A 12818-nucleotide genomic window follows, 5' to 3' on the forward strand; every position below is an offset into this window, starting at 1 on the left:
ATTTCCGAAAAGCCGCGCCGGCCGTGCGGAAATACCCTCCGACGGCTGCGGTAATGCCGGAACCGCCATTTCCGGACCGGCGCGCCAGCGCCGTGCCCCGGGTCAGCCCGCTTCGAGGAACGGGGCGAGCAGGCGCGGCACGGCCTGCTCGGCGAACGCGAGCCCCTCGGCCACGCCCACGTCGCGCACCCGGTAGGCGCCGCCGCCCGCGGACGTGGTCGCGGTGAGCGTGAGCAGCCCCAGGCGGCGCTGGAACGGGGACTGGCTGATGCTCCAGCCGATCACCCCGGCGCGCTCCAGGGCGACCGTGCGCCGGGCGAAGGTGCCCGCGCGGGTCACCAGGTAGTCGCCGACCAGCGCGTGGCCCAGCGCCCGGTGGGCGTCAACGGCCAGCCAGAGCGCCACGGGCAGCAGGACGACGGCGACCGCGGCGGCGACCGGCAGCAGCACCGGCAGCCAGATGCCGGGCAGCGCCAGGGCTCCGGCGGTGAGGGCGACCAGCGCCACCGCCCGGTTGATCCGGCGCCGCCGGGCCGCCGCCGGGTGCGGGCGCAAGGCGGCCGTCAGCGGGGACGGCTGATCGTCCGGCAGCAGTGCGCCGACCACCCGCAGGGCGTGCGCGCGCGGCGCGGCCGGCAGCAGGGCGCCGCGGGTACGGTTCTCCTCGGCGCTGCCGAGGCCGGTGGCGATGGCGTTCAGCCGCGCACCGCCGGCGCGGCGCAGCAGGAACGGTTCGACCAGTTCGACGCCGCGCAGCCGGCGTTCCTCGATGGAGACCGAGCGGTGGATCCACAGCCCGCGCCGCACCCGCAGGATGCCGCCCTCCTCGCGCTCCAGGCGGTAGCCGTACCAGCCTTCGAGGTACTGGCCGACCGCGGCCAGCGTGCCGAGCACGGCCACCAGCAGCAGCGCCAGCGGCAGCGCGAGCCACAGCGGCACGGCGGTGAAGGCGGTGGTCAGCCCGTGCACCAGGCCCAGCTTCAGCGGGTCGACACCCAGGTCGTGCAGGATCTTGTAGGCGGTGCCGAGGAGCGCGAAGAGGCTGCCGACCCCCCAGATGGTGAGCGGGGCGTAGCGCAGCCACTGCCAGGACAGTTCGGCGAGCGGCGGCGGCGCCTCGGGGCCCGGCTCGCCGGGCCGCTGGGCGATCAGGGTGGCCCGGCGGTTGAGCAGGTCCTGGCGCAGCGCGCCGGCCTGGACCGCGGTGACGCCGTCCAGCCGCAGCGCCCGGCCGGCCGAGCCGCCGTGCGCACCGGCGCCGATGCTGACGGTGGCGAGCCCGAGCAGGCGGTGCAGCGGACGGGCGGTGATGTCCGCGCTGCGGATGCGCTCCAGCGGGACGGCGCGGCGGCTGCGGAAGAGCAGGCCCGAGCGCAGCTCCAGCCGCTCGGTGGTGATCCGGTAGCCGGTGGTCAGCAGCCGGGTCAGGTTGAGGCCGGCCACCACCAGGAAGGCCGTGGTGAGCGAGGCGAGGGTGATCAGCGCCTGCAGGCCGGGCCGGCCGCCGGTGCCGAGCAGGGTGGCGAGGGTGGTGAAGGCGGGCGGGGCCAGCCAGGCCAGGTGGACCGGGATCAGCCGCGGACTGAGCCGCTGCCAGGCGGGCTCGTTGGGCTGGGCGGCCTCGGCGGGCCGGGTGGGCCCGGCGGCTGCGGCGCCGTCCGTCGTCCCGGCGGTGTCGGCGCTCCCTGCGCTCCCTGCGGTCCCGGCCGTCCCGGCCGGTTCCTGGGTGCCGGTGCTCACGTCGCGTCCCCCGGGGTGGCCTGGGTGACGGCGGTCAGGTGCTCCACGACCTCGGCGGCCCGGTGCCGGTCCAGCCCCCGGATGGTCACGGCGCCCGCGACGGAGGCCGTGGTGACCTTGACGGCGCTGAGCCCGAAGAGCTGCTCCAGCGGGCCGCGCACGGTGTCCACGGTCTGGATCCGCGACAGCGGCGCCACCCGCCGGCGCTGCCAGAGCCAGCCGGAGGCGGTGTAGACGGCCTGGTCGGTGGTCTCCCAGCGGTGCACCCGGTAGCGCCACAGCGGCATGACGACCAGGTAGCAGAGTCCGGGCAGCAGGACGGCCAGGAAGAGCGGGCCGAAGACGAACCGGGCCGGCGGGATGAGCAGGTCGAGCACGCCCAGCACCAGCGCGGTGGGCATCGGGATCAGTGCGGCCCGCACCACCCACCAGGCGATGGCCCGGCGCTCGACCCGGTGGCGGGGCGGGCGCAGGCGAGGTCCGTCGGAGTGGGGCACGGTGTCGTTCCTCCCGCTCGGGGGCCGCGGCCGGCCGGCTGCGGGGCAAGGAGGCGGCCCGGCGACTGGCGCCCCGCCGCCCGGACGATCGATCAGGCGATATCCCGATGAGTCGTCATATTACTTGCGTTTTCGGCGAGCTCCGTCATCCGGCGCTTGTCCGGCTTGCCGTTGCGGTTGAGCGGGAACTGCTCCACCACGATCACCCGGTTGGGCTGCTCGTAGGCCGGCAGCAACTCGCCCAGCACCGCGCGCCAGTGGGCGGCGTCGCGCTGCTGCTCGTCCTCCACGAAGAAGACCAGGCTGCTGCCGCGGCGCTCGTCCGGCAGCGGCACGATCCGCACCGAGCAGCCGCCGGCCGCCGCCTTGCGCTCGACGATCTCGGGGTAGAGCGTGTAGCCGTTGCGGTGCACCGCGAACTTGCGGCCCAGCACGAAGAGGTTGCCCGCCGCGTCGAGGTAGCCGAGGTCCCCGGTGCGGAAGACGCGCTGGTCCACCGGGTCGATCCCGCCGTCCGGGGTGAGGTAGCCGACCATCACGTCCGGTGTCTCAACGAGCAGTTCGCCCACCTCGCCGGCCGGCACCTCGTTCTCCTCGTCGTCCACCACCCGCACCCGCAGGCCGTCCATGACCTGCCCGCAGGAGACGGCGTTGTCGCTGGTGGCGAAGGCCACGTTGCCCGCCTCGGTGCTGCCGTAGCTGTCCAGCAGCGGCAGGCCGAAGCGTTCGACGTAGCGCTCCACCAACGACTGGTCGAGCGGGGCGGCGCCGCTGCAGAACATCCGCACCGTGCGCAACGCCCCGGCCAGGGAGGGCTTCTGGCCGATGATGTTCAGCATGCTGCGGTAGCTGGCCGGGGTCGCGTCCAGCACGGTGGCGCCCGAGTGCCCGGCCATCCGCAGCGCCCGGTCGGCGCGCTTGTAGGGGGCGATCACCAGTGACCCCTGGACGATCCAGGCGATCAGCACCATCGACAGGCCGTACTGGTGCGAGAAGGGCAGCAGCGGCAGCAGGACGTCGTCGGCGCGGTGGCCCATGTGCCGGGCGTTGCGCTCCAGGTTGGCCAGCATCCGGCCGCCGTTCTTGACGATGCCCTTGGGCTCGCCGGTCGACCCGGAGGACCACATGATCAGCGCGTCGTCCAGGTCGGACCAGGCGTCGAACGAGAGCCGCTCCTCGGTGACCGCCAAGTCGGGTGCGGCGGAGATCAGTTCGTAGAGGTAGACGGGCTCGGTGTCGGCCGGCACCGGGGCGTCGTCGTCCACCAGGACCAGCTTGGTGCCGGCCCGCCGGATGATCGAGCCGGTGGCCTCCTGCTTCTCCTGCTGGTCCACCAGCACCACCGAGGCGCCCAGGTGCATCAGGGCGAAGAGGACCGAGACATAGGCGATCGAGTTGCCGGCCTTCAGCAGTACCCGGTCGCCCAGTCCCACGCCCCGCTCCCGCAGGACCTGGGCGATCCGCAGGGTGTCCTGCTCGAACTCGGCGAGCGTCGCTGCGGAGTTCTCCGCGAGGATCTTGGCCGGCATCGGCTCCACTCATCCTTCTCGTGCTCGGCGGCCCACCGCGGCCGCCCGCATGCCCGGGCGGCCGGGGGTGGTGTCAAAGGGGGATTCGGGGCGGGCCGGGCCCGCACGTAACCGGAGGCTACCGAGCACCCGGCAGGGGCCGGAACCCCTAACCGACCCCAGTCGGCCGACCGTCAACTACCCACATCCATAAGTGGGTTGGGCACGGCGAAAGCGCCGCCCGCGGATTCCGTCCGGGCGGTGCGGCCACCGGCGCGGCGGCCCGGCCCGGTCAACCACCGGGCTTGAGCGCCGACTCCGGGGCGAGGGTGAGGGCGGTGAGGCTCTCGGTGGTGCACTTGAGGCGGCGCAGCAGGCGGTCCCGGCCGACGATGGCGATGCGCCGCACGCCCTGCGCGACCAGCGTGTCCACCACGCCGGGCCAGCGCATCGGCCGGGTGTAGCCGCCCAGGATCCACTCCCGGGCCTGCTCGGCGGTGGTGACCAGCGAGCCGTCCTGGTCGGAGACGATCGGCAGCAGCGGATCGCGCAACCGGTGGCCGCCGAGCACCTCCTGGTCGATCCGCTCACGCAGCGGGGCGAAGATCGCCGCGTGAGCGGGCGGGCGCATGGTGTAGAGGGAGTAGCCGCCGACCGCACCGATCCGCTGCTTGAAGCCCTCCAGCGCCCGCTCGTCGAGGGACACCATGTGCATGTCGTGGTCCAGGTACGAGGAGATCTCGAACCACTCGTCGGCCACGGCCAGTTCGGCCAGCAGCTCGTCGAGGGCGGCCGGGCCGACCTTCACGAAGGAGTGGGTGACGATCCCGGTGTGCTGCTCGGCGAAGTACTCGCGCTCGCAGCGGGCGAGTTCGGCGACCAGCAGCACGCACTCCTCGAACGGCAGCACACCCGCGTGCGCGGCGGCGGCCATCTTGCCGAAGCTCACCCCCGCGCAATGGTCGACCGGGCCCGGCAGTTGCGCGCCGCCCCACTCGACCAGGGCGAGCGAGGCGACGAACGAGGTGATCTGTGCGACCTCGGCATAGTCGTCCTCGCTCTGCCGCAGGGCGTCGAAGATCCGGTAGCCGAGTACCTCGTCGGCGATCGCAAAGCGTTTTCTGGCCTGCCTGTTGACCACCATGAACCGACCGAAGTCGGCGAATCGCGACGGGCCCATGGCGGGAAAGACGATAGCGCTGCTACCCGGCTCACCGGTCGTCATGTCAGCCCGTTCTCTCGGCCGTGTCGGTCGCCCCGAACCTATCGGCAGGGACAATCCCCGCCACCCCTGTCCGACCCCTAGGCCCCCTTCTCCCCGTGCGCCGGCGCGCCTTTCACCGCCGACCCGAACGCCGCCCTAGGGGCACGTTAGGGGTTGCCCGGATTATTCGGACACCCATAGCTTCGGCGGCGGCAATGCCCGTCCCGGATGATTCCGCTGCCGATGATTCCACCGCACCACGAGGAAGCCCGCGATGAGAATTGCTTGCTGGCAGGCCGCGTGCGGCTCCCCCGACGTTCCGCACCTGCTGGAGCGGCTTCGGACGGCGGCCCGGCAGGCGGCCGAGGCGGGCGCGGAGCTGCTGGTCGCCCCGGAGATGACCGTGGGCGGCTACCCGCTGCGGCCCGGCATGCTGGCCGAGGCCCGTGAACCGGCCGGTGGCCGGCACGGCGCCGCAGTGGCCGGGATCGCCCGCGAGCACCGCATCGCGCTGCTGTACGGCTGGCCGGAGAGCGACGGGGACGCGGTCTACAACGCGAGCCGGCTCGTCTCCGCCGAGGGCGTCCCGCTGGCCGGCTACCGCAAGGCGCACCTGTTCGGCGAGGTGGACCGGTCCCGGTTCGTGCCGGGCGACAACGGCGTGGTGCAGGCGCGGCTCGGCGAACTGACGGTCGGTCTGCTGATCTGCTACGACGTCGAGTTCCCGGAGGCCGTCCGGGCCCACGCCCTGGCCGGCACCCAACTGCTGCTGGTGCCGACCGCACTGATGAACCCCTGGCACGTGGTCGCGCGCACCCTGGTGCCCGCCAGAGCCTTCGAGAGCCAGCTCTACATCGCCTACGCCAACTGGATCGGCGAGCGCGGCGGCCTGGACTTCTGCGGGCTGAGCACCGTGGCGGCCCCGGACGGCACCCGGCTCACCCGGGAGGAGCCCACCGAGGGCCTGCTCCTGGCCGAGATCGACCCGGCGGTGGTGGCCAAGGCGCGCCGCGACACTCCCTACCTCCATGACCGGCGCCCCGAGCTCTACCAGGGCCTGCCCGACCGCCTGGGCTGACCGCGCGAGCCGGGTCCCGAAAGGTGTCCACCGATGTCCCTCAGTGCCCGCGCATATCCGGCCGCGCGTGATGTGACCGCACCCCTGACGATGTTCGGCCCCGACTTCCCCTTCGCCTACGACGACTGGCTGCGCCACCCCGCCGGACTCGGCTCGCTGCCCGCCGCGCGGCACGGCACGCCGGTGGCCGTGGTCGGCGGCGGCATGGCGGGCCTGGTCGCGGGCCACGAGCTGCTGCGCCTGGGGCTGCGCCCGGTGCTCTACGAGGCCGGTGAGCTGGGCGGACGGATGCGGTCGGTGCCGTTCGCGGCGGACCCGCGGTACGCCGCCGAACTGGGTGCGATGCGCTTCCCGGTCGCGGCCAGCACGCTGTTCCACTACATCGACGCGCTCGGCCTGCGCACCCGCCCCTTCCCCAACCCGCTGGCCCCGGGCACCCCCAGCACCCTGGTGCACCTGGGCGGCGAGCGGCACTACGCGCGGGCCGTCGAGGACCTGCCGCCGGTCTACCAGCAGGTGGCCGACGCCTGGCAGAAGACGCTGCTGGACCAGGCCGAGCTGGCGGTGATGGAGGACGCCGTGCGCCGGCGCGACACCGTGCTGCTCAAGGCGGTGTGGAACCGTATGGTGCGCACCCTGGACGACCAGTCCTTCTACGGCTTCCTGGCCGCCTCACCGTACTTCCGCTCGTTCCGGCACCGGGAGCTGTTCGGCCAGGTCGGCTTCGGCACCGGCGGCTGGGACACCGACTTCCCCAACTCGATCCTGGAGGTGCTGCGGGTGGTGTTCACCGGCGCCGACCAGGACCAGGTGGGCATCGTCGGCGGCACCGGGCAGCTGGTCCAGGGCCTGTGGCGGCGGCCCGCGGGCCGGGCCGCGCACTGGCCGGCCGACACCTCGCTCGCGAGCCTGCACGAGGGCACCCCCCGTCCAGCGGTGACCGCGCTGCGGCGGGTGGCCGGGGGCGTGCTGGTGGAGGACGCGGGCGGCGGGCGGGCGAGCTACCCGGCGGTGGTCCACACCCCGCACGTGTGGACGCTGCTGAGCCAGATCGACTGCGACCCCGCACTGCTCTCCACCGAGCAGTGGACGGCCGTCGAGCGGACCCACTACATGGGCTCCTCCAAGCTGTTCGTGCTCACCGACCGGCCGTTCTGGCGGGACCGGGACGGTGCGACCGGCCGCGACACGATGAGCATGACGCTCAGTGACCGGATGCCGCGCGGGGTCTACCTCTTCGACGAGGGCCCCGACCGGCCCGGGGTGATCTGCCTCTCCTACACCTGGAACGACGACTCGCTGAAGGTCGCGACGCTGAGCGACGAGCAGCGCCTGGAGGTGCTGCTCGGGGCGCTGCGCGAGATCTACCCCGGGGTCGATCTGCGGCGGCACATCGTCGGACCGCCGGTCTCGGTGACCTGGGAGACCGACCCGCTGTTCATGGGCGCCTTCAAGGCCAATCTGCCGGGGCAGTACCGCTACCAGCGCCGGCTGTTCGGCCAGTTCGTCCAGGACGGCCTGCCGCCCGAGCGGCGCGGGCTCTTCCTGGCCGGCGACGACGTCTCCTGGACGGCCGGCTTCGCCGAGGGCGCGGTCACCACGGCGCTGAACGCCGTCTGGGGCGTGCTGCACCACCTCGGTGGCGCCACCAGCCCGGAGAACCCCGGTCCGGGGGACCTCTTCGACCAGCTCGCTCCGGTGCTGCTGCCGGAGGACTGAGGGTCCGTCACCCGACGGGCCGGCAGGCGCGCAAGACGCTCAGCACACGAACCACGGGGGAAGCGATGGAACTACTGGAACAGGGAATCCGCGGCGAGCCGGCATGGACCGTGCCGTGCAGGGCGACCGGCCGGAGCGGTGCGGACAAAGTCATGGCACAGTTGATCAGCGCAGCCCAGCCCACGTGGGTCGAACTCCTCACGGGCCTGGACACCACGGAGTTCGAGGAGCTGCTGCACGCCCTGCGGCCGCACACCGAGGCGGACGCACCGCGGGTGGGGCGACGCTGGACGCTCTGCCTGGCGGACCGGGTCCTGCTGGTCTCGGTCTACCGCCGCACCAACCTGACCATGCGTGAGGTCGCCGTGGTGTTCGGGATCTCCAAGTCGGCCGCCGACCGGATCGTCGGCCAGCTCGGGCCGCTGCTCGACCTGCCGCCGGTGCGCCACCGGCGCTCCCGGCTGACCCTGCGGCTGGACCGCATGACCGACGAGGCGTGAACTGACGTTTGATCAGAAGTGAACAACAGGTGAACCAGCCGACCGGGCCGGTCCAGTCAACGCGCTGGACCGGCCCGGTCGTTGGCGTTCCCAAGAGTGCCCGATCGGGCACATCGACGCTCGCCGGCCTGCCCGATCGGGCACTCTTGCACCTCAACTGGCAGCCCTCGGCGCCCTAACGGGACAACCGCACCGCACCGCCGGACCGGCGCCGCCCGACCCGCCGCGACCGGAGTGAAACCTGGTGGACCATCAAACTCTGTCTGAAATCTGAGAGTTAACACGGTGTTTCCCACCCTCGTGCCGCCCCGGCACGGGCCGATCGCTGCCCGATTTGTCGCGCCATGTCGGATCAATCACCCCAACCCGCCCCCCGGGCGACTCCCGGGCCGGCCGCCATCCTCAATTCTTGATCAGTTCTCCACGACAGACGTGTCCCGGTCACCCGAGCAGTGTTATGTTTCCGACCAGCTGTCCCGCAACTCGCCAAGGCCGGACCACAACGGCCTACCTGTGCGCGGATATGGAGTGCTGCGGCCCCACCCGTCCGGTGCGGACCGACTACTCACCGCTGCCCAGGTGAATTCCAGTCATTAGAATGTCGTCAAGATTTTCGTGCATTTCATCTGGGAGAAATGTGTTCCAGCACGGAGTGCGGCCGGCCTTTCCTCTGCAAAAGACCGCCGTGCCGGAGTCCCCCCTCACCCCCCGGGCCGAATCCGACTTAGTGGAACCGTCGACCTCGAGACCTCGCCTGGGCCGGATTCAGGACCCGAAGCAAGGAGCAGCCATATGACGGGCCGTCCTGACCTCATCGAACGCACCGAAGAACTGCTTGTCCTCAACAGCATCACCACCGCCGCGCTCCAGGGCGCCGGCTCGGTCGGCCTGGTGGTCGGCCCGGTGGCCAGCGGCAAGTCCGTCCTGCTCAGCGCCCTGGGCGAGCAGGCGGGCGCGGCCGGAGCCACGGTGCTGCGCGCCACCGGTGCGCAGGCCGAGGCCGGCACGCCGCTGAGCATCGTCGGCCAGCTGCTGCACCAGGCCCCGCTGGATGCCGACGGTGCCGTGCGGACCCGGCACCTGCTGGCGGTCGCGGCCCGGGCCACCGGCCCCGACCAGCTGCCGGCCGATCTGGTGCAGGCGCTGTGCGGCGTCCTGTTCGACCTGTCGAAGACCATCCCGCTGCTGATCTGCGTCGACGACGCCCACCACGCCGACCCGTTCTCCCTGCAGTGGCTGCTCTTCCTGATCCGCCGGCTCGGCACCGCCCGGATCGCCGTGGTGCTCACCGAGCGCACCGCCCGCCAGCACCCGCGGCCCGCCTTCCACGCCGAGCTGCTGCGCCAGCCGCACTGCCGCCGGATCATGCTCGGACCGCTCAGCCACGAGGGCGTGGTCCACCTGCTCGGCACCCGGCTGGAGACCGAGCGGGCCGCGGAGCTGGCGCCCCGGGTGGACGCGCTCACCGGCGGCAACCCCCTGCTCGTGCACGGTCTCCTGGAGGACCTGCGCTCGTCCACCCGGCACTCCCTGGACCAGTACCCGGCCGGTCTCGGTGACGGGTTCGCCTTCTCCCAGGCCGTGGTGAGCTGCCTGCACCGCAGCGAGCCGGCCGCGCTCGCGGTGGCCCGCGGCATCGCCGTCCTCGGCGACCAGGCCTCCGACCACCTGCTCGGCCAGTTGCTCGGCCTCTTCCCCAGCCTGGTGGCCGGGGTCATCGACGGCCTGCACTCGGCAGGCCTGCTGGAGGACGGCCGGTTCCGGCACCCCGCGGTGCGCACCGCCGTCCTGCACGACACCGACGCCGCCGAGCTCAGCGCCCTGCACACGCAGGCCGCCCGGCTCCTCTACGGCCAGGGCGCGCCCGAGCGGGCCATCGCCGAGCAGCTGCTCGCCTCCGACCGGCCCGGTGAGGGCTGGAGCACCCGGGTCCTGTGCGACGTGGCCCGGCAGGCGCTCTTCGACGGTGACGCGGACCTGGCCCGGCGCAGCGTGGAGCACGCCCACCGCGGCTGCACCGACCCCCGCGAGCGCGCCAAGGTGCTGACCCTGCTGGCCGGCGTCGAGTGGCAGTTGCAGCCCGGCAGCGCCACCCGGCACCTGCCGATGCTCACCGCCGCCCTGCGGGCCGGCGAGCTGGACGACCGGGACTCGGTGGTGGTCGTCAAGTACCTGCTGCGGCACGGCCGGATCACCGAGGCCACCCACCTGCTGGAGCACCTGCTGACCCTGGGCCGGCCGATCGACGCGCGGACCGCCTCCGAGGTGCAGACCGTCAAGCTGCAGTTCTCCAGCTCCTACCCGGGCGCGCTGGCCGAGCTGCGGCCGTTCGGCTCGTGCAACGTCAACCAGGACCGCACGCCGGCCGCCGTGCGCGCCGACCCGCAGCTGCAGGCCGCCGCCGCCCTGGACGAGGTGCTCAGCGGCCGGGCCGACGAGAACACCTTCCTCGGCGCCGAGCAGGTGCTGCGCAGCATCGGGCTGACCTACCGCCACTGGGAGCAGGTCGAGTTCGCGCTGCTCGCGCTCGTCTACGGCGACCAGCTGGAGCGCGCTGCCTTCTGCTGCGAGCAGTTGCTGGGCCGGGTCGGCCGGGCCGCCGAGGGCATCCGCCCGCCGCTGCTGGCCCTGCGCGGCCTGATCGCGGTGCGCCAGGGCCGGCTGGTGGACGCCGAGCGCTACGCCACCAGCGCCCTGGAGCAACTCCCCTGGAACGCCTGGGGGGTGAACATCGGCCTGCCGCTCGCCACGCTGCTGATGACCTACACCCTGATGGGCAAGTACGAGGACGCCGCCCAGCTGCTCAACCGGCCTGTCCCGCAAGCCATTTACCAGACCCGCTACGGCATGCACTACCTGTTCGCCCGCGGTGAGTTCCGGCTTGCCACCAACCACCCGCACGCGGCCCTGGACGACTTCCTGATCTGCGGCGAGATGATGCAGGACTGGGACCTCGACCTGCCGAGCGTGGTGTCGTGGCGCAGCGCGGCGGCCCGGGTCCACCTGCAGATGGGCAACCACCAGCAGGCCAAGGTGCTGATCGACGAGCAGACCAAGCGGCTGCAGCCCGGCCCCTCGCGCTCGCGCGGCCTCACCATGCGGCTCAGCGCCGCGGTCGCCGAGCTCAAGTACCGGCCCTCGCTGCTGCGCCAGGCCGTGGACGACCTCCAGCGCTGCGGCTCGCGGGTCGAACTGGCGCTGGCCCTGGCCGACCTGGGCTACGCCCACCAGAACCTGGGCGACCACAAGCGCTCCCGGATCATGATGAGCCGGGCCTGGCAGCTGGCCAAGGAGCAGAGCGCCGAGCCGATCCAGCGCGGGCTGTCCAGCATGTTCTCGGAGCTGCGCGAGGAGGTGGCACCGGCACCGGCCACCGAGGTGGCCACGGCCGAGGCCGCCGGCTCCACCGCCTCCGCCACGGACGGGCTGAGCGACGCCGAGCGGCGGGTCGCCGGGCTGGCCGCGCTCGGACACAGCAACCGCGAGATCGCCCGTGAGCTGTTCATCACGGTCAGCACGGTCGAGCAGCACCTGACCCGGGTCTACCGCAAGCTCAAGGTCACCCGGCGCAGCGATCTGCCGAGCGACCTCTGCCTGGTGACGAGCGGCTCCGCCTGGTACGCCTCCTGACGGCTTGTCCGCCCCGCGGCGCGGGTGTGCACGAGGGCCCGCAGCGGGCCGGCTCCGGCCGGCCGCTGCGGGCCCTGGCCGCACTGGGTCAGCCGGTGTAGGGGCGCAGCCGGTCGGTGATCTCGCCGAGCACCGCGCGCTGCTGGGCGGCCAGGTAGAAGTGGCCGCCGGGGAAGACCCGCAGCGAGAAGTCGCCGGTGGTCTCCTCGGCCCAGACCTTGGCCTCGTCCACGGTGGACTTGGGGTCGTCGTCGCCGATCAGCGTCACGATCGGGCAGCTCAACGGGCCGCCCGGCGGGCGCTCGTAGGTCTCGATCGCCCGGTAGTCGTTGCGGATCGCGGGCAGGATCATCCGCAGGATCTCCTCGTCGCCCAGCAGCGCGGTGTTGGTGCCGCTGAGCGTCTTGAGCTCGCCCACCAGGCCGTCGTCGTCGCGCTGGTGGACGAACTCGGCGCGGTGGGTGGCCGGGCCGCGGCGCCCGGAGACGAAGAGCGCGGCCGGCACCCGCCCCTCGGCCTCCAGCCGGCGGGCCAGCTCGAAGCCGAGGACCGCGCCCATGCTGTGGCCGAACAGGGCCAGCGGACGGTCGTCCAGCGCGCCCAGAACGCGGTGGACCTGGTCGGCCAGCTCGGTGATGGTCCCGATGCTCGGCTCCAGCCGCCGGTCCTGACGCCCCGGGTACTGCACCGAGAGCACCTCGATCTGCGGCGACAGGGCGGCCGACACCGGGAAGTAGAAGCTGGCCGAGCCACCGGCGTGCGGCAGGCAGAGCAGGCGCACCTTGGCGTCGGGGGCCTGGTGGAAGCGGCGTATCCACAGGTCGTGTGCGGCGCTGGTCGGGACGCTCATTCGGATCTCTCGTCTCTCTCGGGTCGGTGCGGTTCTCGTGCTCGGTGCGGTTTCTCGTGCTCGGCGCGGTTCTCGCGGTCGGGCGTGTCGGG

The 12818-nt window shown here is 72.8% G+C and carries 9 protein-coding genes; 4 read left to right on the plus strand and 5 right to left on the minus strand.

Going from position 1 to position 12818, the window contains the following annotated elements; all coding sequences use genetic code 11:
- Positions 1 to 102: 102 nt before the first annotated feature.
- The 4 genes from OG500_RS07520 to OG500_RS07535 all read right to left on the minus strand — a co-directional run bounded on the left by OG500_RS07520 (position 103) and on the right by OG500_RS07535 (position 4925).
- Positions 103 to 1740: a PH domain-containing protein gene (locus OG500_RS07520; protein ID WP_329577981.1), complete on the minus strand. Its 1638-nt coding sequence runs from the start codon at positions 1738 to 1740 to the stop codon at positions 103 to 105.
- On the minus strand, positions 1737 to 2237 hold the full coding sequence (locus OG500_RS07525) for a PH domain-containing protein (RefSeq protein ID WP_327065619.1): 501 nt from the start codon (positions 2235 to 2237) through the stop codon (positions 1737 to 1739). The genes OG500_RS07520 and OG500_RS07525 overlap by 4 nt, the downstream gene beginning before the upstream one ends.
- Before the next feature lie 92 nt (positions 2238 to 2329).
- The gene (locus OG500_RS07530; RefSeq protein ID WP_327065620.1) at positions 2330 to 3766 is read right to left on the minus strand and encodes a class I adenylate-forming enzyme family protein; all 1437 of its coding nucleotides are present in this window, start codon (positions 3764 to 3766) and stop codon (positions 2330 to 2332) included.
- Positions 3767 to 4037: 271 nt separating this feature from the next.
- Positions 4038 to 4925, minus strand: a complete 888-nt coding sequence (locus OG500_RS07535) for an ACP S-malonyltransferase (RefSeq protein WP_327065621.1) — start codon at positions 4923 to 4925, stop codon at positions 4038 to 4040.
- Positions 4926 to 5223: 298 nt separating this feature from the next.
- Between OG500_RS07535 and OG500_RS07540 the strand changes: the two genes are divergently transcribed.
- From OG500_RS07540 to OG500_RS07555, 4 genes are all read left to right on the plus strand, one after another.
- Positions 5224 to 6027: a carbon-nitrogen hydrolase family protein gene (locus OG500_RS07540; protein ID WP_327065622.1), complete on the plus strand. Its 804-nt coding sequence runs from the start codon at positions 5224 to 5226 to the stop codon at positions 6025 to 6027.
- Positions 6028 to 6060: 33 nt separating this feature from the next.
- Complete coding sequence (locus OG500_RS07545; RefSeq protein WP_327065623.1) at positions 6061 to 7746, plus strand: flavin monoamine oxidase family protein; 1686 nt, start codon at positions 6061 to 6063, stop codon at positions 7744 to 7746.
- Positions 7747 to 7898: 152 nt separating this feature from the next.
- A complete protein-coding gene (locus OG500_RS07550) occupies positions 7899 to 8246 on the plus strand; it encodes a helix-turn-helix domain-containing protein (RefSeq protein ID WP_327065624.1) in 348 nt (115 codons plus the stop codon).
- A gap of 792 nt (positions 8247 to 9038) precedes the next feature.
- The gene (locus OG500_RS07555; protein WP_327065625.1) at positions 9039 to 11876 is read left to right on the plus strand and encodes a helix-turn-helix transcriptional regulator; all 2838 of its coding nucleotides are present in this window, start codon (positions 9039 to 9041) and stop codon (positions 11874 to 11876) included.
- An 88-nt stretch (positions 11877 to 11964) separates the two neighbouring features.
- Here OG500_RS07555 and OG500_RS07560 read toward each other — a convergent pair whose 3' ends face one another.
- Positions 11965 to 12726: a thioesterase II family protein gene (locus tag OG500_RS07560; RefSeq protein ID WP_327065626.1), complete on the minus strand. Its 762-nt coding sequence runs from the start codon at positions 12724 to 12726 to the stop codon at positions 11965 to 11967.
- Positions 12727 to 12818: the final 92 nt, after the last annotated feature.

The organism is Kitasatospora sp. NBC_01250, from assembly GCF_036226465.1.
GTDB lineage: Bacteria > Actinomycetota > Actinomycetes > Streptomycetales > Streptomycetaceae > Kitasatospora.

Bases quoted from the DNA above. Each gene is read 5' to 3' on its own strand.
- OG500_RS07530 (WP_327065620.1), bottom strand. From the start codon at position 3,766: ATGCCGGCCAAGATCCTCGCGGAGAACTCCGCAGCGACGCTCGCCGAG.
- OG500_RS07535 (WP_327065621.1), bottom strand. From the start codon at position 4,925: ATGGGCCCGTCGCGATTCGCCGACTTCGGTCGGTTCATGGTGGTCAAC.
- OG500_RS07540 (WP_327065622.1), top strand. From the start codon at position 5,224: ATGAGAATTGCTTGCTGGCAGGCCGCGTGCGGCTCCCCCGACGTTCCG.
- OG500_RS07545 (WP_327065623.1), top strand. From the start codon at position 6,061: ATGTCCCTCAGTGCCCGCGCATATCCGGCCGCGCGTGATGTGACCGCA.
- OG500_RS07550 (WP_327065624.1), top strand. From the start codon at position 7,899: ATGGCACAGTTGATCAGCGCAGCCCAGCCCACGTGGGTCGAACTCCTC.
- OG500_RS07555 (WP_327065625.1), top strand. From the start codon at position 9,039: ATGACGGGCCGTCCTGACCTCATCGAACGCACCGAAGAACTGCTTGTC.
- OG500_RS07560 (WP_327065626.1), bottom strand. From the start codon at position 12,726: ATGAGCGTCCCGACCAGCGCCGCACACGACCTGTGGATACGCCGCTTC.